We start from the raw sequence: 23,805 nt of genomic DNA on the forward strand, positions 1-23,805 counted from the left end.
CACCCATGCCGCCGACCGAGCACGCACACGTTCCAAGGGAGAAGACCATGTCGCAGGCCATCCGCTACGACCGCCACGGCGGTCCCGAGGTGCTCACCCTCGACGACGTTCCCCTTCCCGAACCCGGCCCCGGGCAGGTGCGGGTCGCGGTACGGGCCGCCGGGGTCAACGGCATCGACTGGAAACTCCGCTACGGGTTCATGGACCGTGGCCGACTGTCGGCCGGGCCCGCGGGCGTCGGCGTCGAGTTCGCCGGAACGATCGACGCCATCGGTGCGGGTGCGGGCGCCGGGACCCCTGCCGGAAGCGCCGCCGGGCAGGGGGGCCGGAGCGTGGGGCGGGCCGTCTTCGGCAAGGTCCTCTCCGGTGCGGCGGCCACCCACGTGGTGGTCGGCACCGAACACCTGCTGGACATGCCCGCCTGGTTGTCCTTCGAACAGGCAGCCGCCCTGCCGGTGGCCGTCGAGACCGCCTGGCGCACCCTGCGGGAGCTCGACGTGAAGGAGGGGCACACGCTCCTGGTCCACGCGGTCGCCGGTGGCGTCGGCCTGGTCGCCGCGCAGCTCGCCCGGACCAGGGGCGTACGGGTGGTCGGCACGGCGAGCCCGGCCCGGCATGACTTCCTGCGCGAGCTGGGCGTGCGGCCGGTCGAGTACGGCGACGGAGGCGACGGCCTGGCCGAGAGGGTGCGCGCGGCGGCCCCGGAGGGCGTCGACGCGGTCCTGGACGCTTCCGGCCGCGACGTGCTCGCCGTCTCGGTCGAACTGGCCGGTGGGCCGGACAGGGTGGTCACCATCGCCGACGGGCGGGCCGCCGAGTACGGTGTGCGCTTCTCCACCGGTGGTGCCGGCGGGGTCCCCCTGGCGGAGGTGTTCGCCGAGGTCCTTCCCCTGCTGGAGCGCGGCGCGCTGCGCGTGCCGATCGACACGACCTTCCCGCTGAGGAGGACCGCCGACGCCCACCGGCTGAGCGAGAAGGGACATGTGCTCGGCAAGATCGTGATCACCGTTCCGTGACACCGGGCCCGCGACGGCCGGGAGCCCTCGGTGCGCGGACCCGTGGTGTCCGGACTTGTGGTGTCCGGACCCGTGGTGCTCGGACCCGTGGTGCTCGGACCCGTGGTGCTCGGACCCGTGGTGCTCGGACCCACGGTGCTCGGACCCGCAGTGCTCGGACCCACGGTGCACGGACTCGCGGTGCCCGGACCGCGGTGCGCGGACTCGCGGTGCGCGGACCCGCAGTGCCCGGACCGGCGGTGCTCGGACCCGCGGTGCGCGGTTCAGGCCGGGAACGAGGTGAAACCCTCGTGAAACCCGTTCCGTCTATTTTGGCTTCGACCAGCACCGATGCCGTCCGCAGACGGCGTCCGAGCTGGATGTGAGGTGACGGGGTCGTCCGTACCGGGGCTTAACGACACGACACCGGGGCGGTATGGGCACGGCCAACGGCGGCCGTGCCCATACCTGGCACCTCGCTTCTCAGCGGCTGGCGGGGAGGAAGTTCAACGGCGAGATCCCATACGCGGCACCGATGGTCGTGGTATTGCTATCGATCACCAGGCCCGCGGGGGTATGGACTGATCTGTTGACGAACGAGGAGAACGATGAAGAAGATCAAGGCGGGGCTGCTGGCGCTGATGGTGGCCGGGCTGCTGGGCGCGAGCGCCGCGCCGGCCTCGGCGATCGAGGTTCCGTGCCAGAGCCTCGGGTTCAACTGCGACAGCCACTGGATGGACCCGGGCGAGTAGCCCACCGACGACCGGCGCCGCCGGAAGCGGCCGGGCGAGGGACTTCGGTGCTCCCGTCCGGCCGGCACGGGGGTGGGCGGTGTGTAGGGGGCAGGGGAAGGCCACCGAGGCACCGCGACCGGCCGGCACGAGCGGGTTCGCGGGAGGCGTACGGGCGAGGCAGGAATAGGCGTACAGGCGGGCACGCGGGTGAGAGGTCGGCACGGGCAGGCGTACGGGCGCGGTTGGCACGAGGAGTCGTGTGGGTGAGAGGTCAGCACGGGGTGGGCGGTGTGGAGAACGTGCCGTCGAGGGCGCGCCGGGCGTCGAGTGCCCGTTCGTGCCAGACCGGCAGGCCGATGTCGGCGAACTCCCGCACCGCCCGGTCCAGCATGGCCACGGCCAGCTCGCGTTCGCCGCGCTCGGCGGCGAGCCGCCCGCAGGCCAGGCGGGCGCGGGCCGCGACGAAGGGCTCCCCGAGCCCCTCGGCCAGCAGCAGCGCCGAATCGAGCAGGTTGGCCGCGTGGTCGAGTTCGCCCGCCAGCAGTTCGGCCTCGCCCATCCCGAGCATGCCGTACGCCTCGCCGATGCGGTCCCCGGCCACCCTGGCGGCCACCAGCACCTGCTCGAACGCGTCCTTCGCCCGGACGGGGTCGTGCCGGCGCAGGTGCAGCAGCCCCAGCCTGTTGAGGATCTGCGCGACCCCCCGAGTGTTGCCCAGGTCGCGGTAGACGGCCAGCGCCGTCTCCAGGAGCGGGGCCGCCGCGCCGGGGCGGTCGTGCTCGATGTGGATCTGGGCCATGCTGCCGAGCACGTGGGCCTCGGCGTGCCGGTCGCCGACCTCGCGGAGCATCCGCAGGGCCCGCCGGTAGCTGTCGAGCGCGGTCTCGGCCCGTCCCTCCACCCGCTCGATCAGCGCCGCGTTGCGCAGGGTGAGAGCCTGGCCGTGCCGGTCGTCCACCGCCTCGAAGAGCGGCAGCGCGGCCTCCAGGTGTGGCCGCGCGTCGGTGTAGCGCTGCCGGAACAGGGCGAGCGTGCCCAGCGAGTAGCGCATCGCGGCCTCGCCGCGCCGGTCGCCCGCGCGCAGGGCGGCGGCCAGCGCCGTCTCCGAGGTGTGCCGCCAGTCGTCGAAGTGGCCCTGCGCCTCGAACAGGGTGACCGCCGTCATCGCCAGGTCCCAGCACATCTCGCTCAGGTCGAGCCGGGCGGCCTGCTCCACCGCCGCCACCAGGCCGAGCCGCTCGCCGCGCAGCCAGCCGGACGGGTCGGCGAGCAGGCGGTCGGAGGTGGCCTCACCGCAGTCCCAGCGGGGCCCGTCGCCGTGCAGCACGGTGTAGTCGCCGCCGTACTGCCGCCGGTGCGCCCGTTCGGCGAGCGCGAGGTACCCACCCGCGAGCCGGGTCAGCGCGGCGGTGACGGCGCCGGGAGGATCGTCGGTCTCGGCGCGTTCCCTGGCGTGCAGCCGCACCAGGTCGTGGACGCGGTAGCGGGGTTCGCCGGTGCCGTCCTGGCCCGCGTAGTCGACGAGGCGCGCCTCCATGAGCCCTTCCAGGATCTCCTCCGCGTCGCGCGACCAGGTGTCACGCGACCACGTGTCACGCGACCTGGAGTCACGCGGTCCGGCGTCCTGCGGTCCGGCGTTCCGCGATCCGATGCCGCGCGGTCCGATGCCGCGCGGTCCGGCGTTCTGCGGTTCGGCGTCCTGCGGGCCGGTGTCGCGACGGCCGATGTCGTGCGGTCCGGCATCGTCGTGCGGGCCGGTGTCGCCGTGCGGGCCGGTGTCGTGACGGCCGGTGTCGCCGCCCGGTCCCATGTCGAGCAGGGCCGCGGCGACCCAGCCGGCGAAGTCGGGTGTGTCGACCAGGCCGAGCCGGCGGAACAGGGTACGGCCGGGCTCGTCGAGACCCGAGTAGCCGAGCGCGAGGCTGGCCCGTACCGACAGGGTGCCGTGGGTGAGCTCGTCGAGCCGGTCGTGTTCGGCGGTGAGCCGGGAGAGCAGCCGGTCGACGGTCCAGTGCGGCCGGGCGGCGAGGCGGGCCCCGGCGATTCTGAGGGCCAGCGGGAGATGCCCGCACAGTTCGGCGAGCCGCATGGCGGCGGCGGTGCCGGAGGTGAGCTCGGCCCGGCCGGTGATCGTGCCCAGCAGCCGGACGGCGGCGGCGTTCCCGAGCACCCCCAGGGCGAGCCGCTGCGCGCCGGGCAGGGCGGTCAGCGCGCCGCGGCTCGTGATCACCACCGCGCAGCCGTTCCCCGCGGGGATGAGCGGCTCGACCTGCGCCTCGTTCGCGGCGTCGTCCAGCAGTACCAGCACGCGCCGGTCGGACAGGTGGGCGCGGAACACCTCGGCGCGCTCGTCCAGGCCGTCGGGGATGGCCGTCCCCGCCACGCCGAGGGCGCGCAGGAACCGGCTGAGCACGTGCGACGGCTCGACCGGTTCGGCTCCGGCGCCCCGCAGGTTCACGTACAGCTGCCCGTCGGGGAAGGCGTCCCGCAGGTCGTGGGCGGCCCGCAGGGCCAGCGCGCTCTTGCCCACCCCCGGCATGCCGGAGACGGCGCAGACCACCGGCGCGGCGGCGGGGCGGTCGCGCAGGACGGAGACGAGCCAGCGCAGCTCGGTGTCGCGCCCGGTGAGGTCGCTCACCCCGGCGGGGAGCAGGGACGGGGCCGCGGGGGGAGGGGCCGGGGGAGGGGGAGCCTGGTCCTTCGCCGGTGCCGCCTCGGGCCGGGGGTCCAGGTCGACCCGGGTGTCCCCGCGCAGGATGGCCTGTTCCAGGGCGCGCAGCTGCGGCCCCGGCTCCAGGCCCAGCTCGTCGGCGAGGACGGCGCGGGTGCGCCGGTAGGTCTCCAGCGCCTCCGTGCGCAACCCGGCCCGGTGCATCGCCACCATCAGCCGCGCGGTCGTGGACTCCACCAGCGGATCCTCCGCGACCATCGAGAGCAGCTCGGGGATGACCTCCGCGTGCCTGCCCAGCGCCAGGTCGGTGTCGATGCGCTCGGTCAGCAGCCGCCTGCGGTCCTGCTCCAGGCGTTCGGCCGCCTCCGCGAGCTGGGCCACGCCGTCCAGTCCGGAGAAGGCCCGGCCGTTCCACAGCGCGAGCGCCTCCCGCTGCAGGACGGACGCCGCCTCCGGCTTCCCCTCGTTCAGCGTCCGCCTGGCGCGCTCGGCCAGGTCGGCGAAGTGCCAGGCGTCGACCTCCTCCGGCCGCGCGGACAGCGTGTAGCCCGAGCGGTCGTGCCGGATCCGCTCGGGGGCGTCGAGCGTCCTGCGCAGCCGGTGCACGAGCACCCGCAGGTTCTTGCCGGCGCGCGGCCCGAGCCGCTCCCCCCACAGCGCGTCGATCAGGGTTTCGGCCGTCACGATACGTCCCCGCGCGCAGACGAGGAGCGCGAGCAGCTGCTCCTGCCTGTATGAGGACAGGGGTACGGGACCCTCGTCGGCGACGATCGTCACATCGCCGAGCACCTGGAATCTCATCAAGCTCCCCGAACGGCTCACGGATCTCAGGGGGCGAGGTGAACGGCGCCGCGCCCTGGAGGTTATGGACTGCCCGATTCCGGCGAGAATAGCTCGGATGATCTTTTAACGGTAGTCGGCGGGTGTTCGTGCGCACGGTGCCGGCGGGTCTGACCGACATCGGGGCGTCTCGTTCCGGCGGGTCTCACGAACACGGAGGGTCCCGTTCCGAAGAGTCCCGCGAATACCGGAGGGTCCCGTTCCAAAGGGTCTCACGCACTCTGGAAGGTCCCGTTCCAGCGGTCTCACCAACATCGGGGCGTCCCGTTCCGGCGGTCTCACGAACACCCGGGCGTCGCCGTGCCCGTTTGGTAACGGTGATGTAACAAGCCTTTACTGATGATTCCGTCCGGTGGTTGACTCCGAATCATCCACTGTAAGCGCTTCCACTTTTCGTCGCCGCTGAGTGTAAGCGCTTCCACTCCTGGAGATCGGACGACGGGTGCCACACAGTGACGAGGGTCAGGGCGCGACCATTTACGAGGTCGCGCAGCGGGCGGGCGTCTCCATCGCCACCGTCTCCCGGGCGCTGCGCAACACCGGACCCGTCGCGGCCGGGACGCGCGAGAAGGTGCTGAGGGCGGTCGAGGAGCTCAGCTTCACCCCGAGCCGCCTCGGCGTCTCCCTCGCCCAGGGCCGCCACGCGGCCAACGGGATCGTCTTCCCCGACCTGTCGGGTCCCTACTTCGCCGAGGTCCTCCTCGGGTACGAGGAGGTGGCCGCCGAGCTCGGCCGTTCCGTGCTCATCCTGTCCACGCGCGGGCGAGCGGCCGTACAGGACCTGGTCAGGGACCTCGTCGGCCGGGTGGACGGCATGGTGATCTTCGGCAGGACCGTCGGGGACGCCGTGGTGGACGAGATCGTCAGGAGCAGGACGCCGCTCGTCCTGCTCGCCCGCGATCCCGTAGAGCGGGCGGACGCGGTCTCCAGCGAAAACACCGCGTCGGCCGAGGCGCTCGCCACCCACCTGCTCGGCCACGGCTACACCACCTTCGCCCTGGCCGGGGACGACGACCGGGGCGACGTCACCCAGCGCTGGACGGGGGTGCGGCGGGTCCTGTCCGGCCACGGGATCCGGCCCCCCGAGCCGCTGCCGTGCGAGCTCACCGTGGAGGGCGGGTACGCGGCGGGGCGGACGCTGCTCAGCAAGAAACACGGACGGCGTCCCCGGGCGGTGATCTGCGCCGACGACCAGGTGGCCCTCGGCGTCATCCTGGCGGCCGAGGAGCTCGGCCTCGACGTGCCGGGCGACGTGGCGATCACCGGCTGGGACGACATCATGGCCGCCCGCCACGCCAGGCCCGCCCTCACCACGGTGCGCCAGCCCATGCGCCTGCTCGGCGCCCGCGCCGCCCGCGCGCTGGACGAGCTCATCAAGGGTATTCGTACCGTCCCGAACTCCGAGATTCTCCCCACCCAGCTGATCGTCCGATCCAGCTGCGGGCCTCACCCCCTGGAGGAAAAGTGAAGAAGTACGCCGTCGGGATCCTCGCGCTGGGGCTGGTGCTCGCCGGGTGCGGCCGGAGCACCGGAGGGGCCGCGGAGCAGGCGCGGGAGGTCGACACCGGCAAGGCCACCGGCGAGGTCACGGTCTGGGCGATCGGGGCCGAGGGGGAGGCGCTGGGCGCCTTCGCCAAGGACTTCGAGACGGCCAACCCCGGCATCACGATCAAGGTGACCGCGCTCGGCTGGGACTCGGCCCACGACAAGATCACCGCGGCCATCGCCGGGAACGCCACTCCCGACGTCACCATGCTGGGCAGCACCTGGATGGGCGAGATGGCCAAGACCGGCGCCCTCGACCCCACCCCGGCGAGCCTGATCGACAAGTCGGCGTTCTTCCCCGGCGCGTGGGGCACGGTCGAGGTGGAGGGGACCGCGTACGGCGTGCCCTGGTACGTCGAGACCCGCGCCCTGTACTACCGCAAGGACCTCGCCGAGAAGGCGTCCGTGAAGCCGCCGGCCACGTGGGAGGAGACCACCGCCTTCGTGAAGGCGCTCAAGGAGAAGGGGGGCGCCTCGCTCGGCGTCGAGCAGAACTTCCGTCAGGGCTCCTGGCAGGAGGTGCTGCCGCTGGTGTGGCAGGCCGGGGGTGAGATCATCTCCGACGACGGCAAGTGGACGCTGGACACGCCCCAGATGGTCCAGGCGCTCAAGCACTACGGCTCGTTCTTCGAGAGCGGGCTCTCCAGCACCGACCAGCCGACCGGCGCCTTCCCACAGACGTTCGTCAAGGGGAAGGTCGGTGCCTTCTACTCGGGGCCGTGGATGATCGCGGGCCTGGAGAAGGACGGCGGCGAGGGCTTCGGCGACAAGCTCGCCGTCGCGCCCTACCCGAAGGGGAGCGCGGGAGGCGCCAGCCTGGTCGGCGGCAGCGACATGGTGGTCTTCAAGGACGCGAAGAACCGCGAGGCCGCCTGGAAGTTCCTGCGCTGGCTCGTCGACCCCAAGGTCCAGGCCACCTGGTACACCAAGGTGAACGCGCTGCCCAGCGTCGAGGCCGCCTGGCAGGACCCGGCGCTCACCGCCGACGAGCGCGTCACCGTCTTCGGCGAGCTGCTCAAGGACGCCAAGGCCGTCCCCGCCGTTCCGACCTGGGAGCAGGTGGCCAAGGTGATGGAGACCGAGGTCGAGAAGATGGCCCTGGGCAAGCAGACGGCCGAGGAGACGGCCAGGCGCGTCCAGGAGCAGGCCGAGACCATCGGGACCGGGGTCTGACCATGGTGGTCACCGAGCGGGTGGGCTCGCGCGAGCCCGTCACACCGGCCCCCGCGAGGGAACGGCGATCCGGGGGAGGATTCCGTCGCACCGGCCTGGCCTGGGTCTTCGTGACGCCCTTCGTGGTGATGTTCGCGGTCTTCTGGGCGGGGCCGCTCCTCGTCGAGCTCGGCATGAGCTTCACCGACATGCGCAGCACCGACGTGCGCGACCCCCTCGCGGTGAACCTCGTCGGGCTCGACAACTACCTGCGGCTGTTCGACGACGAGCTCATGCGCAAGGCGGCGGTGAACACGCTGATCTTCGTGGTGACCGCGCTTCCGCTCACCATCGCCCTCGGCCTGGCCGCGGCCGTGGCGCTGAACTCGGGGATCGCCCGGCTGCCCGCCGCGTTCTTCCGGCTCGGCTACTACCTGCCGTACGTCACCAGCATCATCGGCGTCGCGGTGGCCTGGAGGTTCCTGCTCGAACCCGACGCGGGGCTGGTCAACCAGGTGCTCGGGGCGGTGGGCGTGGACGGTCCCCGCTGGCTCGCCGACGAGGACCTGGCGCTTCCGGTGATCATCGTCATGACCGCCTGGCGGAGCTTCGGCTTCGACATGGTCGTCCTGCTCGCCGCCCTGCAGGGCATCCCCAGGGAGCTGTACGAGGCTGCGGAGGTCGACGGCGCAGGACGCTGGGAGCGGTTCCGCTCCGTCACGCTGCCGATGCTCCGCCCGGCGCTGCTGTTCTGCACCGTCTACAGCTCCATCGGGTTCGCCCAGTTCATGGAGGAGCCGCTGGTGATGACCCAGGGCGGCCCGGCGGGGGCGACCACCTCGGCGTCGCTCGCCATCTACAACCAGTTCGGCTCCGGCAACTACGGCTACGCCGCCGCCGCGGCGAGCGTCCTGTTCACCGTGATCGTGGCCCTCGCGGTCCTGCAGTTCCGGGTCGGGAGGTCCAGATGAGACAGGTTCGGAGCCGTCAGGCCCCCGCGAAACCGGCTCCGGGGCGCAGGACCCTGGTCAAACGCCGATTCTCCACGTACGCCCTGCTCAGCGCCGGGCTCGTGGTCGTCGTGCTGCCGTTCGTCTGGACGCTGCTCACCTCGTTCAAGCCGGAGACCGAGATCAGGCGGACCCCGCCCGACCTCCTGCCGGTGCAGTGGACGCTCGCCAACTACGGCGAGCTGCTGGAGAAGATGAACATCACGCAGGTGTTCGTCAACAGCGCGGTGGTGGCCCTCGCCACCGTCGCGGGCAACCTGCTGTTCTGCTCGATGGTCGGTTACGCCTTCGCCAAGCTCTCCTTCCGCGGCAAGAACGTGCTCTTCGCGCTCGTCCTCACGCAGATGGCGCTGCCCGCGATCGTGGTGATGATCCCGCAGTTCGTGCTCATCGCGAAGCTCGGCCTGGTCAACACCTTCCTCGGGATCATCCTGCCCGGCCTGGTCACCCCGCTCGGCATCTTCCTGATGCGCCAGTTCATCGCGGACATCCCCGACGAGCTGATCCACGCCGCGCGGGTCGACGGCGCCAGGGAGTTCCGGATCTTCTTCAGGATCGTCATGCCGCTCTGCAAACCCGCGCTCGCCACGCTCGGCCTGATCACGTTCCTCGGCTCGTGGAACAACTTCCTGTGGCCCGCGGTGGTCGCCCAGAGCGAGGACAAGTACACGCTCCCCGTCGCGCTGGCGATCTTCAACGGCTACCAGGGCACCCAGTACGGCCTGCTCATCGCCGGGGCGGTGGTCGTCGTGCTGCCGGTCCTCGTCCTCTTCGTCTTCCTGCAGCGCTTCTTCATCCAGGGAATCGCCTCCACCGGACTCAAGTAACCCCCCACGCAAGGAGCCCTTCGTGCGTCGTCGTCACGTGGCCGCCCTGACGGCCTGTCTCGCCCTGCTCACCGCCGCTCCGTCTCCGGCCTCGGCCGCGTCTCCCCCTGTCTCCCCCGATGCCCCCTTGACGGCTTCGACGGCGGGGCAGCAGCGGGAGGTGCTGCGCCGCTACGCCGCCGACACCTGGAAGTCCATGGCCGCGATGGCCGACCCGGCGACCGGGCTGCCCTCCGACAAGATCGAGGGCTCGCTCGACCCCGCCACCCGTGCCAAGGTGACCTCGCCGACCAACATCGCCACCTACCTGTGGAGCACGGTCGCCGCCCGCGACACCCGCCTCATCTCCAAGGGCGAGGCCCTGCGCCGCGTGACCAGGACGCTCGCCTCCACGGCGAAGCTGGAACGGCACGCCCCGACCGGCCAGTTCTACAACTGGTACGACCCGCGCACCCTCCAGATCGTGCGCACCTGGCCGGAGAACGGCTCGGCCGTCCAGCCGTTCCTGTCCAGCGTCGACAACGGCTGGCTCGCCGCCGCCCTCATGATGCTCAGGAGCGCGGTTCCCGAGGTCTCCAAGCAGGCCGGGGCGCTGGCGAGGAGCATGGACTTCGAGTCCTACTACGACCCGCAGGCGCGGCCCGACGCGGGCACCGGCCTGCTGCGCGGCGGGTTCTGGCCGGACAAGCCCACCGGCTGCTCGGTCGAGAGCGACTACAACGGCTCGGGGACCACGGTCCACTCCACCTGCCACCACTACGGCGCGCTCACCGAGGCCAGGATCGCCAGCTACGTCGGCATCGCCCTCGGCCAGCTCCCGCCCGAGCACTACTACGGCATGTGGCGCACCTTCCCCGACACCTGCGACTGGGCGTGGGCCGAGCAGAAGCCGGTCGGCGCCTGGAAGAAGTACATGGGCGTCAACGTCTTCGAGGGCACCTACGGCTACCGCGGCATGCGCCTGGTGCCCACCTGGGGCGGCAGCATGTTCGAGGAGCTGATGGTGACCCAGCTCGTGCCGGAGGACGTCTGGGGCGCCAGGAGCTGGGGCCGCAACCAGCCGGTCTACATCGCCGCCCAGATCGAGCACGGCATGAACGAGGCGAAGTACGGCTACTGGGGCTTCTCCCCGTCCAACGACCCCGCGGGGGGCTACCGCGAGTACGGCGTGGACGCGATCGGCATGGACACCCCCGGCTACACCTCCGACCAGGAGCGCACCTCCGTCGACTACGGCTTCGAGGGATGCCGCGAGGGAACGCCCGAGCCGGCGTCGTACGGGGACGGCGTGGTCACCCCGCACGCGTCGTTCCTCGCGCTGCGCCACACGCCGGAGGCGGCCCTCGCCAACCTCGCGAAGCTCAGGGCGAACTTCGACGCCTACGGGCCCGGCGGCTTCTACGACGCGGTCGCCGTGCGCAGCGGCAAGGTCGCCAGGCAGTATCTCGCCCTCGACCAGGGAATGATCATGATCGCGCTCGGCAACGCGCTCGCGGACGACAGCCTGCGCCGCCACTTCGCCACCCGCGACGTCACGGCCAAACTCGCCCCCGTGCTGCGCCAGGAGGAATGGGCCGTCGTGCCTCCCAAGTGAGGCGTACTCCGCCAACCACCCAACCGACCATCGGGGAGACGTATTCATGAGCACGGCCGATGCCGCACGCCGGGACTGGCAGGCCCGCATCTACAGGGCGTCGGGGGAGGTGGCCTCGACCCGTCTGGCCGGACAGGCCGAGGTCACCGCCCCCCGCGGCCTGCGCGCCGACAGCGGAGGCGGGCACGTCACGCTGACCTGGGAACCGGTGGCCGGGGCCATCGGCTACCTCGTCCACCGGGCACCCGCCGAGGCGGGGCCGTACACCTCGACCGAGCAGCGCGACGTCGACGTGCCGGCCGTGCCGGACCCGCGCTACGTCGACACGCGCGGGGAGCCCGCCTGGTACCGGGTCGCCGCCGTCACCACCATGGAACGGACCGGGCCCCTCACCGAGGCGGTGTTCGCCGCGCCGCTCGCCGAGCCGGGCGCGACGGTCCTGCGGGTCGACGCCTCCGTGACCACGCGGCCGCTGCCCCGGCCGTGGAAGTACATGATCGGCTCCGAGCACCTGTCGCACATGCTGTCCGCCGACACCGTGGGCGGGCGCCCGATCGGCCCCGAGCTGACCGAGGCGCTGCGGACGATGCGCGACGAGCTCGGCGTCGAGACCGTGCGCGCCCACGCGATCCTCTGCGACGACCTCGGCGTCTACCGGGAGGAGGACGGCAGGCCCGTGCACGACTTCAGCCGGGTGGACGAGGTCTACGACACGATCACCGCGTTCGGCCTGCGGCCGATCGTGGAACTGTCGTTCATGCCGCGCGACCTGGCCGCCGACCCGTCGAAGACGGTCTTCGGCTACGGGGCGATCATCTCGCCGCCCAGGGACTACGACCGCTGGGGCGACCTGGTCCGCGACCTCACCCGGCACCTCGTCGACCGCTACGGCCTGCGCGAGGTGGTCGACAACTGGGCCTTCGAGGTGTGGAACGAGGCCAACCTGGAGGTCTTCTGGAGCGGCACGCCGCAGGAGTTCTTCCGCCTGTACGACGTGTCGGCGGCGGCGGTGAAGGACGTCCACCCGGACATCCGCGTCGGCGGCCCGTCGTCGGCGGCGAACGGCTGGGTCCAGGAGCTGATCGACCACGTGGACGCCTCGGGCGCGGCGCTCGACTTCGTCTCCACCCACACCTACGGCAACGCCCCGCTCGACTGGCGGCCCACCCTGGAACGGCACGGCCGCGCGGGCACGCCGATCTGGTGGACGGAGTGGGGGCCGACCCCCACGCACTTCCACGGCATCGGCGACGGGCCGTTCGGGGCGGCGTTCCTGCTGCACGGGATGCGGTCGGCGGCCGGGCGGGTGGACGCGCTCGCCCACTGGGTGGCCTCTGACCACTTCGAGGAGCTGGGCCGCCCGCCGGCGCTCTTCCACGGCGGGTTCGGCCTGCTCACGGTCGGCAACCTGCGCAAGCCCCGCTACCTCGCGCTCACCCTGGCCGACCGGCTGGGCGAGGACGAGCTCGCCTGCTCGGCCGGCGGCGACGTCGCGGGGGTCGAGGCGTGGGCGGCGCGCTCGGCCACCGGCCCCGTCGGGGTGCTGGTGTGGAACGGCACCCTCGACCAGGACCGGGCCGACGGCGCGGAGCTCCTGTCGCGCGAGGTGACCCTCACCGTCGAGGGCCTGGCCGAGGGGGAGTACGTGGTCGGCCACCACCGGATCGACGAGCGGCACTCCAACATCCGGGCGGTCTGGGCGGAGATCGGCGGGGACGCCGGCTGGCCCGAGGGCGAGCAGTGGGAACGGCTCCACGCCGCGAACACCCTGGACGAGCTGGAGCCCGCCCGTACCCTCCGCACGGAGGACGGGACCCTGCGGCTGGAGTTCACCCTGCCGATGCCCGCCGTCTCCTACCTGGAGTTCACCCCGGTGTGACGGGGGCGTCCCTCCGAGCTCTCGGGAAGGTCGCGGGGGACGGTGAATCTCGCGCCCGGCGGAAACGCCGGGCCGCTTTCGGGAACCGCGGGCACGCGGGCGGGCAACAACGGGTGTCCTGACCGAGAGCCGAGAGGCCGGATATGAGTGAAACGAGCCGGACCCGGACGGGGGCGAGCGGCACCTTCCCCGTCGAACGGGGAGGGGACCGCGACGCCTCCCCCACCGGCGGCGCCGAGGACCGCGACCCCTACCCCGCCGGTGGTGGAGGGGTTCGTGACGTCCTCCACGCCGGTGGGGGAGGGGCTCGCGACGCCCTCCCCGCCGGTGAGGCACGGGACCGCGGCCTCTCTCCCGCCGGGCCCCTCGCCGGGTCCCTCGCTGGGTCCCTCACCGGGTCCCTCGACGAGGGGGCGGAGGCCGACGACGCCTCCGTCATCGTGCTGTCACGCCGGGAGCCGGAGGCGTTCGCCGAGGTCTTCCACCGGCACGCGCCGGAGATCAAGCGCTATGTCACCCGGCGGCTGGGAGCCGACGCGGCAGAGGACGTCGTGGCCGACACCTTCCTCGCGGCGTTCCGAGGCAGGGAGGGCTACGACGCGGCGCAACCCAGCGCGCGCCCGTGGCTGTACGGCATCGCGACCAACCTGATCAGGCGGCACAAGCGCGTCGAGGTGCGGCAGCTGCGCGCCCTCGAACGGACCGGCGTCGATCCGGTGACCGTACCGTTCACCGAGCGCAGCGACGAGCGGCTGAGCGCCGGTGCCGCGCGGCGGAGGCTGGCGGCGGCCCTGGCGAGGCTGCCCGCGGGCCACCGGGACGTGCTGCTGCTGGTCACGTGGGGCGGCCTCACCTACCCGGAGGCCGCCCAGGCGATGGACATCCCGGTGGGCACGGTCCGCTCGCGCGTCAACCGCGCCAGAGGCAAGGTGCGCAAAGAACTCGGCGGGGTCGACCCCACGTCCGTCAACGAGGAGACCTTCCATGGATGAGATGACCCAGTTGGACCTGCTGCGCTCGGAAGTGCCCAGGCCGGGCCCGGCGGAGCTGCGCGCCGAGGAGCGGCGGTTGCTGTCGGAGATCGCCGCCCTCGACGCGGCACCGGCCGGCCGCGAGCGCCGCCGGGCACCGGGAATCGCCGCCCTCGGCGGCCACGGGGCACGCCGCCCGGCGAGCCTCCGCAGGAACCTCCGGCTGAGCCTGGGGACGAGCCTGGCGGTGGGGGCCGGGGCCGCGCTGGTCGTGGGACTCGGGTTCGTCGACACCGGCTCGACCCCCCGGCCGGAGACGTCCGTCCTGGTGGCGCCGGTGGCGATGTCGGCGGTCCTCCAGCGGGCCGCCGACACCGCGAGCGAGCGGGAGGAGCTGTACCCGAAGCCCGGCCAGTTCCTCGCGTACGAGCTGCAGGTCATGTTCCCGGTCAAGTTGCGGGAGGGCGGGAAGGACGTCCGCTACCTCGACCGCAGCCTGTTCAAGGTGTGGCTGCCGGTCGAGGGCTCCGCCCTGGACGGAGGGGTCATGTCGAGCAAGCACCTGAAGCCGAGGCCGTTCCCCGGGGAGCCGCTGCCCGCCGAGGCGAAGCGGCGGGAGGGAGGCGGCGCGGCGCCGGGGAAGCTCACGGGCTACGACATCAGTCCCGAACACCGGCGCACCGACTACGCCTACCTGAGCCGGTTGCCCACCGATCCCGCGGGGATGCGCGAGCACCTCTACCGGGATCTGGCCCAGGACCCGCTGGCCGACTACAAGGCGTGGGGGAGCGTCGGCTCGATGATCACACGGGCGTACATGCCGTCCGCCCAGCGGGCCGCGCTGTTCCGGGCGGCCGGCACGATCCCCGGCGTCGAGACCGTCGACGAGGCCGAGGACGCCGCCGGGCGCAAGGGGGTCGCGGTGGCGATGGCCAACACGCTCGGCGGGGTGCGGCACGAGTACATCTTCGACCCCGCCACCTACCTGTACCTGGGCGAGCGCGTCGTCGTGACGGACGCGGCCAGGGCGGGAGCGCCCGAGGGCACCCTGCTGACCTCGACGGCGCAGCTGAAGGTCGAGGTGGTCGACAGCGCCCCCGAGGTGGCCGATCCCGCGCCCGACGAGGCCATCCCCACGCCCGACGGCGTCGCCCCCGCGCCCGGCGGTGCCGCCCCCGCGTCCGAGGCGCGGCACGGGTAGACGCCGGCGACGACACGGATGGACCGGCGGCGGTGCGAGAACCCGGGGCAGCCGGGGCGCCCCGGGGGCCGGGTCCCGACAGCCAGGTCCCGGTAGGCCAAGCCCCGGTGGCCGAGGTGGAACCGGCACCCGCCCCGCACCGCCGCCCCGGCCGCGGGAAGCACACCGCCTCCTGGAACCGGAGGTCGAAGGCGGGCTCCGCGACCGGCGGCTCGCACCGCCGCCCCGCCCCCGACAAGCGCGCCGCCTCCTGGAACCGGAGGTCGAAGGTGGGCTCCGCGACCGGCGGCTCGCGTCGCCGTCCCACCCGCGACAAGCACACGACTGGCCCGCGACAAGCGCACGACCGGCCCGCGATCCGCCCGCGGGGAACGCGTGGCCGGCCCACGTGACACACACGGCCGGCACACGCGGCCGACACGCACGGCTAGCACAGACCGTGCAATCGTGACGCACGGGTCGAGTGGTATTAATCCACACTCTTTTCCACAGTTCAAGGGCTGGCGAATTCAACAATCTCTGTCACCATTGCCCCATGCATGCCTTCCGTTTTGTTCGCGCCGCGGTGTTCGCGGTCGTGTGCGTGACGGCGTCGTTGGCCATGCACGTGCTGGCCGGAGGCAGCCCGGTGGGACCGGGTGTGCTGGCCTGGGCGATACTGCCGACCGCGGCGGGCGCGTTCGCGCTCGCCCGGCGGCAGCGCGGTTTCGGCATCCTGCTGGGGGCGAGTTTCGCCGCGCAGTACGGCATGCACCTCTGGTTCACCTCCGGCGCGGTGCCACCGTCGACCGGACATGAGCACGGTGCCGGTGGCCTGTCCACCGGCCTGTTCATGGTGCTGGTGCACGCCGTGACGGCGTTGCTGTCGGCCCACTGGCTGGAGCGGGGGGAGTGCGGCCTGGCCACGCTCCTGTTCCTGCTCTTCGCCTCGGTGCTCACCCTGCTGCGGTGGCGCGCCCCCGTCGCCTGCCGCGTCGCGCTCCCCGCCGCGCCCGCCGACCGGGTAGCACCGGTCGCCCGGCTGCTCGCCGCCGCCGTCTCGCGTCGCGGGCCGCCCGCGCCCTCGTACGCCGTCTGACATCGGGCCGTCGCGCCCGGACGCCGTCGTGCCCTCGCGGGCCCGCGTCTCCGGGCGCCGCACATCTCCTCCCCGGCCGCGGGCCGTCGCGCCGTCGCGCCCTCCCCGGCCGGTGAGCCCGGATGTCGGCGTTCACCGGCTTGCCGTAGTACCGGCGGAACCTGTCACCCGGTAGTACCGGCAGCACCTGCCTGCACCTGCCTGCACCGAACGCCAACGGGCCGCGCGCCCGGCTCCCGCCATGCCTCCGGCCGGTGGGAGCCGGATCCCGCCCGCCCTTTCGCGACGCCGAACCGAACCTCACACCGCGGTGGCGCGTACCTGACGGTGCGCGCGTTCCCTGCGAACGGAGAACCCTCCCCATGACGTCTGACGTCGAGATCCAGCCCGAGACCGGGCCGTCCGGGTCGTCCCCGGCCCCCCTGTCCCCTGTGACCTCCGTGCCCCCCGTGTCCCCCGTGCCCCCGGTGCCCTCCACCTGGGCGACGCTGCGCTCGCTCCTGCTCCGCCTGCACTTCTACGCCGGGATCCTCGTCGCGCCCTTCCTGCTGGTGGCCGCGACGACCGGCCTGCTGTACGCCGCCTCCTTCCAGCTGGAGAAGGTGGTCCACTCCCACGAGCTGACCGTCCCCGTACCGGCCGGGCAGCAGAAGCTGCCCCTGGCGCGGCAGGTCGCCGCCGCCACCGCCGCGCATCCCGGCGGGACGATCGGGGCCGTGTGGACCTACGACGAGCCCGGCGCGACGACCCGGGTGCTTTTCGACGATCCCGCCCTCGCGGAGAGCGTCCGCATGGCGGTCTTCGTCGACCCGTACACCGCCCAGGTCCGCGGGACGCTGGAGAGCTACGGCAGCTCGGGCGCGCTGCCCGTGCGGACCTGGATCTCCCAGCTCCACCGTCACCTGCACCTGGGCGAGCCGGGACGCATCTACAGCGAGATGGCCGCCAGCTGGCTGTGGCTGGTCGGGCTCGGCGGCCTGGTGCTGTGGCTGACCCGCCGCCGCCGCGCCGGTCAGCGGCTGCGCCGCCTCGTCGCCCCCGAGCGCGGCGCCCGCGGCCAGCGCAAGACCCTCTCCTGGCACGGCTCGGTCGGCCTGTGGGCGCTGGTCGGCCTGCTCGCCCTGTCGGCCACCGGCCTGACCTGGTCGAAGTACGCGGGAGCCAACGTCGACGTGATCCAGCGGGCGATCGGCTGGGGCACCCCGTCGATGCCTGTCTCCGGCGGTCACGGCGATCACGGCGGCCAGGCCGGAGGGGACGCGGGCGCCACCACGACCGCCGACCCCGACCAGATCGTCCGGGCGGCGGCGGGCAAGGGCCTGTCCGGGCCCATGGAGATCGTCTGGCCCGCCGAGGCCGGGGAGCCGTACGTCGTCAAGGAGACGGACCGGCTCTGGCCGCAGCGCAACGACCAGGTGGCGGTCGACGCCGCCAGCGGCCAGGCGGTCGCCGAGCTGCGCTTCGACGACTTCCCCATCGGCGCCAAGCTGACCCGGTGGGGCATCGACGGGCACATGGGAGTGCTGTTCGGCCTGGCCAACCAGATCCTGCTCGCCGTGCTGGCCGTGGCGCTGATCTCGGTCATCGTGTGGGGCTACCGGATGTGGTGGCTGCGCCGCCCGACCCGCGGGTTCGGCGTCCCCTACGAGCGCGGCGGCCTGCGCCGGCTGCCCCTCGCCGTTGCCCTGCCCCTGGCGGCCGTGGCGATCGCGGTGGGCGTGTTCCTCCCGCTGCTGGGCATCTCGCTGCTCGCCTTCCTCGTGGTCGACGTCGTCCTCGCCAGGGTCGCGGCGTCACGCGCGAAGAAGCGGGACACCGAGGAGCCCAGGGAGCCCGGTGAGCCCCGTGATCTCAGTGAGCCCGGTAAGCCCGGCGAGTCTGAGGCGGCGGTCTCCGGCTGAGACCCGCCGGCGGCGGCTGAAAGACCTTCCAGGACCCGGACCGGCCGGTGACGAGTGGCACCGGCCGGACCGGCCGAGACGGCGGGGATGCGGCGTGGGGCGCACGCCGCATCCCCGCCCCGCCCCGCCTTAGTAGCGTCCCCCCGCTCAGTCGGGGTGGTGCTGGTGCTGCAGGTAGGCGGCGGTCTCGGGGTTCGCCGGGAAGTACGCCTCGATGGCGAGCTCGGCGACGGTGATGTCCAGCGGGGTGCCGAAGGTGGCCATGGTGCTGAAGAAGGCCAGCTCACGGTAGCCGCGGCGGAGCCGGAGGGGGATCACGATGTCGCCGGGCCCCGGCCGGTCGATCTCCGGCTCGGGCTGGTCGCAGGGATAGTCGTCGAGCTCCTGCCAGAGCGCCGCCAGCTCGGGGTCGGCGGTGAGGCTCATCTGGCGGCGGAGCCGGTGCAGGAGGTGGGCCCGCCACTCGCCCAGGTTGATGATCCGCTGCGCCATGCCCTTGGGGTGCAGGCTCAGCCGCAGCACGTTGACCGGGGGGACGAGCAGCTCCGGCGCGACCCCGCGCAGCAGCAACCCGGTCGCGGCGTTGCGGTCGACGAGGTTCCAGCGCTGGTCGACGACGACCGCCGGGTACGGTTCGTGCCCGCTCAGCACCTGCCCCAGCGCCTCCCGTACCGACGCCATGTGCGGTGAGTTGAGCGGCGTCTCCGCGTAGAGCGGCGCGAACCCGCCGGACAGCAGCAGGTGGTTGCGCTCGCGCAGCGGGAGCTCCAGCTCCTCGGCGAGGTGCAGGATCATGTCCCTGCTCGGTTTGGACCGGCCCGTCTCCACGAAGCTCAGGTGCCGGGTGGAGATGTCGGCCTGGATCGCGAGGTCCATCTGGCTCATCCGCCGTCGTTCCCGCCACTGGCGCAGAAGCTCGCCTACCGGCCGGGACGCGCTGGTGGTGGTCACGTACGCCACGATAACCGGCGCCGATCGGTGAAACCATTACCGGACACGTAACGCGCGTCATGATGTCGGCGACGCGCACCCGCGCCATGTCTGGACGACGAGAACCGGGCGCTGGAATTTATCCCCACGCATCACGGCAAACCGCTGCTCTGTTGTCCAGTTCGCTGGACGGCCTCCGTCCAGTAGGCTAGCTTCCGTGCGTGCTCCAGACATACCCCGAGATCCGCGACCGGATCTACGAGCTCGCACGCCGGCACGCCCTGTGTCCCGACTGGATCGACGCGGGCAGGACCACCCGCTCCCTGTTGCTCTACGACTCCGACCAGGTGGTGGTCGCCCGCTCCCGGGTCCCCATGCGGCACATGGACCCCGACCTGCTCGCGGCTCTCGCGTATGACTTGGAAGACGTGTTCGGAAAGGGATGGTTGGAATGACCGGTGCACCCCTGCGGCTCACGATGAAGGCCGTGCGTAAGACCGATTACTGGATCGCGCTCCCGACGAACGCCCCCATCCGGGGAGGCGTCTCCGGCGACACCCTCGCGGAGCTGTACGAGGAGGTGGAGGCGGCCAAGCACTTCATCCTCGACGCCCCCGCGGAGACCGAGATCATCGTGACGTACCTGTACGAGGTGGCCGGTGTTCCGCCCGCGGTGCTCGACACCTACAGGGAGCTTCGGGCACGGCGCGACCAGGTGGCCGCGCAACTCGGCGAGACCGCGAGGGAGGCCGTGGCGGCTCTCCGGGCGGCGGGTGTCTCCGTCCGTGACAGCGCGGCCCTGCTCGAACTGTCGAAGTCGCGGGTGGACCAGCTCGGCGCCTGAGGGACGGCCCCCCGGGGGCGGCCGTCCGGAGGGCGTCAGCGGCGGCGGACCTTGGTGGCGAGGCGGTTGAGGATGCGGTCCCACTCGGTGCCGAAGGGGTTGTCCTGGACGAGGTAGGTCCAGGTGGCGGTGGGGCGCTTGAGGCCCGCGCCCTCCAGGTCGAGGCCCTCCTCGGTGACGGACGCGGTCTCGAAGGTCTCGACCGAGCGTGACTCGATCTCGGCCAGCAGCCGCTGGTACGCCGGGACGGCGTCCTTGTGGAACTCGTCGATCGGGTTGAGGCGGCCGAGGACCCGCAGGTGGATGCCCTCCCGCAGCTCCGCCAGGTACGCCAGGTGGTCGGCCCAGCCGCGGTCGAGGTGGAACAGCACGATCTGGCGGGCCGCCTCGCGCAGCACCTCCTCGTCGACGCTCTCCGCCAGCTCCGCCCACCGCTCGGGGGCCGCCGCGGCCAGCGCGTCACCGGCCACGTCGTCGCGCAGGACCCGGTCGCGGCGCTCCAGCAGCTGGCCGCGCTGGCGCTCCAGCAGGCGGGTGTAGCGCCAGGTGTTGCGGTGGATCTCCATGTTGACGCCCTCGGCGACCCGCTGGGCGTGGCCCACGAGGGAGTGCTCCGGCACGCCCTTGGCGTACTCGTCGGCGACGTAGTGGGTGATCAGCTCGTCCTCGCCGCTGACGAGGAAGACCGAGCCGCCGGGGTCGCCCTGGCGGCCCGCGCGCCCGCGGAGCTGGTCGTCCAGGCGGCTGCTGGTGTGCCGGCCCGAGCCGATGACGTACAGGCCGCCGAGCTCGTCGACGCCCTCGCCGAGGCGGATGTCGGTGCCGCGCCCGGCCATCTGGGTGGAGACCGTGAGCGCGCCGCGCTCCCCGGCCCGGGAGATGATGGCCGCCTCCTCGGCGTCGTTCTTGGCGTTGAGGACCACGCACTCCAGCCCGCGCCCGGCCAGGGTGAGCGCGAGGCGCTCGGACTCGGCCACGTCCAGGGTGCCGATCAGGATGGGCCGTCCGGTGGCGTGCACCTCGACGATCTCCTCGACCAGCGCGAGGTCCTTCTCCAGGCGGTACTCGAAGAGGCGGTCGGGATCGTCGATCCGCACGTTCGGCCGGTTGGGCTGGACCACGGCGACCTTGAGGTCGTAGAACTCCCGCAGCTGGTCGCCGACCGCCACCGCGGTGCCGGTCATGCCGCACTTCTCCGGGTAACGGGTGATCAGCGCCTGGACGGTGATCGAGTCGAGGATCTCACCGGTCTCCGACGGAGAGAGCGCCTCCTTGGCCTCCACCGCCGCCTGCAGCCCGTCGGGCCAGCGCTGCAGCAGCGCCACCCGGCCCCGGGAGGGGTTGATCAGGTGCACCTTGCCGTCGCGGACGATGTAGTCGACGTCCTTGGTGAGCAGGGCGTGCGCGTGCAGCGCGAGGTTGACGTCCGTCAGGGTGGCCGGGGTGTCGTAGAGGTCGAGGCCGAGCGCCTGCTCGACGGTGTCGATGCCCTTGCTCGTCAGGTGGACGTTGCGCGCCTGGTCGTCGAGCTCGTAGTGGTAGCCCTTGACCAGCTGCCTGACCAGCACGGCCATCTCCGGGACCGCGTCGCCGGGGTCGGCGGCACCGGCGAGCACCAGCGGCACCCGGGCCTCGTCGACCAGCACGGAGTCGGCCTCGTCGACGAGCGCCACGGCGGGCGCGGGCACGATCAGGTCGTCCACGCTCGTGCTCAGCCGGTCGCGCAGCACGTCGAAGCCGATCTCGCTGACCGAGCCGTACGTCACGTCCGCCGCGTAGGCCGCCCGGCGCTCGTCGGGGGTGGAGTTCTGGCCGATCCAGCCGCAGGAGACGCCGAGCGCCTCGTAGAGGGGGCCCATCCACTCGGCGTCGCGCTGGGCCAGGTAGTCGTTGACCGAGATGACGTGGACGCGCTTGCCCTGCAGGGCGTATCCGGCGGCGGCCATCGCGCCGGACAGGGTCTTGCCCTCGCCGGTGGCCATCTCCGCGACGTTTCCCGACAGCATCGCCAGCATGCCGACCAGCTGAACGTCGTACGGCCGCAGGTCGAGCGCGCGGCGCGCGGTCTCGCGCACGATCGCGCAGAACTCGGGGAGGTCGTCGGGCGACGGCGCGGGCAGCTCGTCGAGCGCGCGGATCCGCTCCTCGCGGGTGCCGGCCTCCGCGACGACCTTCTCGAACCTCGAGAGGTCGATGGTGCCGGGGCGTTCGAGGAACCGCCTGAAGAGCTGGGTAATCGAGGCCACGTTCCCTCCAACGCCCGTCCCCGGGCTCGCGTTCCGTCTCTCCGCACATTGTGGTGCAAAGATCGGCCGTTCAGGATCGGGGTGCTCCCGTCAGGTTTCGGGGCACCGATGACTTGTCACGCCATAGTGGGATAAGTCGGATGTGATTTTAGCCAACAAGCCGTAGACATCCACGGTGATCGGAACAAAGGTTGGAACATGGCCTTCTCCGATTACCAGTACGAGATCTACCTCAACGGCCTGGTCGGGACCCCGCCCGCGTACTCGACGTCCGTCGCCGAGCTGGAGCGGATCGCGAAGGAGCGGCTCGACCCGGGACCGTACTGGTACGTTGCCGGTTCCGCCGGGACCGGCGCGACCGAGCGCGCCAACCGCGAGGCGTTCGACCGCCGGAGGATCGTGCCCAGGATGCTCCGCGACGTCCCGGTCAGGGACCTCGGCGTCGAGCTGTTCGGCAGGACCTACCCCGCGCCGCTCGCCCTCGCCCCGATCGGGGTGCAGTCGATCGTGCACCCGGACGGCGAGCTGGCCACCGCGAGGGCCGCCGCCTCGCTCGGCATTCCCACGGTGCTGAGCACCGCCGCGTCCCACACGCTGGAGGAGGTGGCCGAGGCCGACGGCCCCCGGTGGTACCAGCTCTACTGGCCGCACGACGACGAGGTCACGCTCAGCCTGCTCGACCGGGCCGCGAAGAACGGCTACGACACCCTGGTCGTCACCCTCGACACCTGGACCCTGGCCTGGCGCCCGCACGACCTCGACCACGCCTACCTGCCGTTCCTGCGCGGGACCGGCCTGGCGATCCCGCTGTCGGACCCGGTGTTCCGCGCCAAGCTGGCCCGCCCGGTCGAGGAGGACCTCGACGCGGCGATCATGCAGTGGGTGCCGATGTTCAACGGCCGCCCCCACACCTGGGACCAGCTGGCCCTGCTCCGCGACAACTGGGACGGGCCGATCGTCCTCAAGGGGATCCAGCACGTGGACGACGCCCTGCGCGCGGCGGACGCGGGAATGGACGGCATCGTCGTCTCCAACCACGGGGGCCGCCAGATCGACGGCGCCACGGCCTCGCTCGACGCGCTCCCCGCGATCGCGGCGGCCGTGGGCGACCGGCTGACCGTGTTGTTCGACTCGGGCGTCCGCACCGGCTCCAACATCGTCAAGGCCCTCGCCCTCGGCGCGCGGGCCGTGCTCCTCGGCAGGCCGTACGTCTGGGGACTGGCCGCGGGCGGCGAGGAGGGGGTGCGTCATGTGGTGCGCAGCCTGCTCGCGGAGCTCGACCTCACCCTCGGCCTGGCGGGCTACGACTGCATCGCCGACCTCGACCCCTCCGCCCTGGAGACACTGTGACCGTCCTGGGGACGCTGTGACCTGCGACTTTCCTGAA

Annotated in this window: 18 protein-coding genes; 15 read left to right on the forward strand and 3 right to left on the reverse strand. The window is 72.5% G+C overall.

Translation table 11 applies throughout. From position 1 onward, the window contains the following. Positions 1 to 47: 47 nt before the first annotated feature. Both ABT053_RS07550 and ABT053_RS07555 read left to right on the forward strand, forming a co-directional pair. A complete protein-coding gene (locus tag ABT053_RS07550) occupies positions 48 to 1,016 on the forward strand; it encodes an NADP-dependent oxidoreductase (RefSeq protein ID WP_350968062.1) in 969 nt (322 codons plus the stop codon). A gap of 587 nt (positions 1,017 to 1,603) precedes the next feature. Further along, a complete protein-coding gene (locus tag ABT053_RS07555) occupies positions 1,604 to 1,747 on the forward strand; it encodes a hypothetical protein (protein WP_350968063.1) in 144 nt (47 codons plus the stop codon). A 253-nt stretch (positions 1,748 to 2,000) separates the two neighbouring features. On the opposite strand, the gene ABT053_RS07560 is transcribed toward ABT053_RS07555, so the two are convergent. Next, a complete protein-coding gene (locus ABT053_RS07560) occupies positions 2,001 to 5,201 on the reverse strand; it encodes an AfsR/SARP family transcriptional regulator (RefSeq protein ID WP_350968064.1) in 3,201 nt (1,066 codons plus the stop codon). Between the two features lie 481 nt (positions 5,202 to 5,682). On the opposite strand from ABT053_RS07560, the gene ABT053_RS07565 reads away from it, so the two are divergent. From ABT053_RS07565 to ABT053_RS07610, 10 genes are all read left to right on the forward strand, one after another. After that, on the forward strand, positions 5,683 to 6,708 hold the full coding sequence (locus tag ABT053_RS07565) for a LacI family DNA-binding transcriptional regulator (protein WP_350968065.1): 1,026 nt from the start codon (positions 5,683 to 5,685) through the stop codon (positions 6,706 to 6,708). After that, on the forward strand, positions 6,705 to 7,958 hold the full coding sequence (locus ABT053_RS07570) for a sugar ABC transporter substrate-binding protein (RefSeq protein WP_350968066.1): 1,254 nt from the start codon (positions 6,705 to 6,707) through the stop codon (positions 7,956 to 7,958). Before ABT053_RS07565 ends, ABT053_RS07570 begins: the two co-directional genes overlap by 4 nt. 2 nt (positions 7,959 to 7,960) lie before the next feature. Beyond that, positions 7,961 to 8,908, forward strand: a complete 948-nt coding sequence (locus ABT053_RS07575) for a carbohydrate ABC transporter permease (protein WP_350968067.1) — start codon at positions 7,961 to 7,963, stop codon at positions 8,906 to 8,908. Then, the gene (locus ABT053_RS07580; RefSeq protein ID WP_350968068.1) at positions 8,905 to 9,774 is read left to right on the forward strand and encodes a carbohydrate ABC transporter permease; all 870 of its coding nucleotides are present in this window, start codon (positions 8,905 to 8,907) and stop codon (positions 9,772 to 9,774) included. Before ABT053_RS07575 ends, ABT053_RS07580 begins: the two co-directional genes overlap by 4 nt. 22 nt (positions 9,775 to 9,796) lie before the next feature. After that, positions 9,797 to 11,368 carry a glucoamylase family protein gene (locus ABT053_RS07585; protein ID WP_350968069.1) on the forward strand — a complete coding sequence of 524 codons (1,572 nt, stop codon included), beginning with the start codon at positions 9,797 to 9,799 and terminating at the stop codon, positions 11,366 to 11,368. Between the two features lie 46 nt (positions 11,369 to 11,414). Continuing rightward, on the forward strand, positions 11,415 to 13,247 hold the full coding sequence (locus ABT053_RS07590) for a GH39 family glycosyl hydrolase (protein WP_350968070.1): 1,833 nt from the start codon (positions 11,415 to 11,417) through the stop codon (positions 13,245 to 13,247). Between the two features lie 143 nt (positions 13,248 to 13,390). Then, positions 13,391 to 14,239, forward strand: coding sequence for an RNA polymerase sigma factor (locus ABT053_RS07595; RefSeq protein ID WP_350968071.1), 849 nt, complete (start codon positions 13,391 to 13,393; stop codon positions 14,237 to 14,239). After that, complete coding sequence (locus tag ABT053_RS07600; protein ID WP_350968072.1) at positions 14,232 to 15,419, forward strand: CU044_5270 family protein; 1,188 nt, start codon at positions 14,232 to 14,234, stop codon at positions 15,417 to 15,419. Before ABT053_RS07595 ends, ABT053_RS07600 begins: the two co-directional genes overlap by 8 nt. 535 nt (positions 15,420 to 15,954) lie before the next feature. Next, positions 15,955 to 16,497, forward strand: a complete 543-nt coding sequence (locus ABT053_RS07605) for a hypothetical protein (RefSeq protein ID WP_350968073.1) — start codon at positions 15,955 to 15,957, stop codon at positions 16,495 to 16,497. Positions 16,498 to 16,859: 362 nt separating this feature from the next. Beyond that, complete coding sequence (locus ABT053_RS07610) at positions 16,860 to 18,398, forward strand: PepSY-associated TM helix domain-containing protein (RefSeq protein WP_350968074.1); 1,539 nt, start codon at positions 16,860 to 16,862, stop codon at positions 18,396 to 18,398. Positions 18,399 to 18,545: 147 nt separating this feature from the next. On the opposite strand, the gene ABT053_RS07615 is transcribed toward ABT053_RS07610, so the two are convergent. Beyond that, complete coding sequence (locus ABT053_RS07615; protein WP_350968075.1) at positions 18,546 to 19,349, reverse strand: helix-turn-helix domain-containing protein; 804 nt, start codon at positions 19,347 to 19,349, stop codon at positions 18,546 to 18,548. A 200-nt stretch (positions 19,350 to 19,549) separates the two neighbouring features. Between ABT053_RS07615 and ABT053_RS07620 the strand changes: the two genes are divergently transcribed. After that, the gene (locus ABT053_RS07620) at positions 19,550 to 19,783 is read left to right on the forward strand and encodes a hypothetical protein (RefSeq protein ID WP_350968076.1); all 234 of its coding nucleotides are present in this window, start codon (positions 19,550 to 19,552) and stop codon (positions 19,781 to 19,783) included. Next, positions 19,780 to 20,172 (forward strand): hypothetical protein, encoded by a 393-nt coding sequence (locus ABT053_RS07625; protein WP_350968077.1) that lies wholly within the window; start codon positions 19,780 to 19,782, stop codon positions 20,170 to 20,172. Before ABT053_RS07620 ends, ABT053_RS07625 begins: the two co-directional genes overlap by 4 nt. 35 nt (positions 20,173 to 20,207) lie before the next feature. Here the strand turns inward: ABT053_RS07625 and secA2 are convergent, their stop codons facing one another. Continuing rightward, complete coding sequence (secA2, locus tag ABT053_RS07630) at positions 20,208 to 22,409, reverse strand: accessory Sec system translocase SecA2 (RefSeq protein WP_350968402.1); 2,202 nt, start codon at positions 22,407 to 22,409, stop codon at positions 20,208 to 20,210. A gap of 207 nt (positions 22,410 to 22,616) precedes the next feature. Here secA2 and ABT053_RS07635 point away from each other — a divergent pair, with 207 nt between their 5' ends. Beyond that, positions 22,617 to 23,768: a lactate 2-monooxygenase gene (locus ABT053_RS07635; protein ID WP_350968078.1), complete on the forward strand. Its 1,152-nt coding sequence runs from the start codon at positions 22,617 to 22,619 to the stop codon at positions 23,766 to 23,768. The last annotated feature ends 37 nt before the right edge of the window (positions 23,769 to 23,805 follow it).

Source organism: Streptosporangium sp. NPDC002524 (assembly GCF_040295985.1).
Lineage (GTDB): Bacteria > Actinomycetota > Actinomycetes > Streptosporangiales > Streptosporangiaceae > Streptosporangium.

Bases quoted from the DNA above. Each gene is read 5' to 3' on its own strand.
- ABT053_RS07550 (WP_350968062.1), top strand. From the start codon at position 48: ATGTCGCAGGCCATCCGCTACGACCGCCACGGCGGTCCCGAGGTGCTC.
- ABT053_RS07555 (WP_350968063.1), top strand. From the start codon at position 1,604: ATGAAGAAGATCAAGGCGGGGCTGCTGGCGCTGATGGTGGCCGGGCTG.
- ABT053_RS07560 (WP_350968064.1), bottom strand. From the start codon at position 5,201: ATGAGATTCCAGGTGCTCGGCGATGTGACGATCGTCGCCGACGAGGGT.
- ABT053_RS07575 (WP_350968067.1), top strand. From the start codon at position 7,961: ATGGTGGTCACCGAGCGGGTGGGCTCGCGCGAGCCCGTCACACCGGCC.
- ABT053_RS07580 (WP_350968068.1), top strand. From the start codon at position 8,905: ATGAGACAGGTTCGGAGCCGTCAGGCCCCCGCGAAACCGGCTCCGGGG.
- ABT053_RS07590 (WP_350968070.1), top strand. From the start codon at position 11,415: ATGAGCACGGCCGATGCCGCACGCCGGGACTGGCAGGCCCGCATCTAC.
- ABT053_RS07595 (WP_350968071.1), top strand. From the start codon at position 13,391: ATGAGTGAAACGAGCCGGACCCGGACGGGGGCGAGCGGCACCTTCCCC.
- ABT053_RS07600 (WP_350968072.1), top strand. From the start codon at position 14,232: ATGGATGAGATGACCCAGTTGGACCTGCTGCGCTCGGAAGTGCCCAGG.
- ABT053_RS07605 (WP_350968073.1), top strand. From the start codon at position 15,955: ATGCATGCCTTCCGTTTTGTTCGCGCCGCGGTGTTCGCGGTCGTGTGC.
- ABT053_RS07610 (WP_350968074.1), top strand. From the start codon at position 16,860: ATGACGTCTGACGTCGAGATCCAGCCCGAGACCGGGCCGTCCGGGTCG.
- ABT053_RS07625 (WP_350968077.1), top strand. From the start codon at position 19,780: ATGACCGGTGCACCCCTGCGGCTCACGATGAAGGCCGTGCGTAAGACC.
- ABT053_RS07635 (WP_350968078.1), top strand. From the start codon at position 22,617: ATGGCCTTCTCCGATTACCAGTACGAGATCTACCTCAACGGCCTGGTC.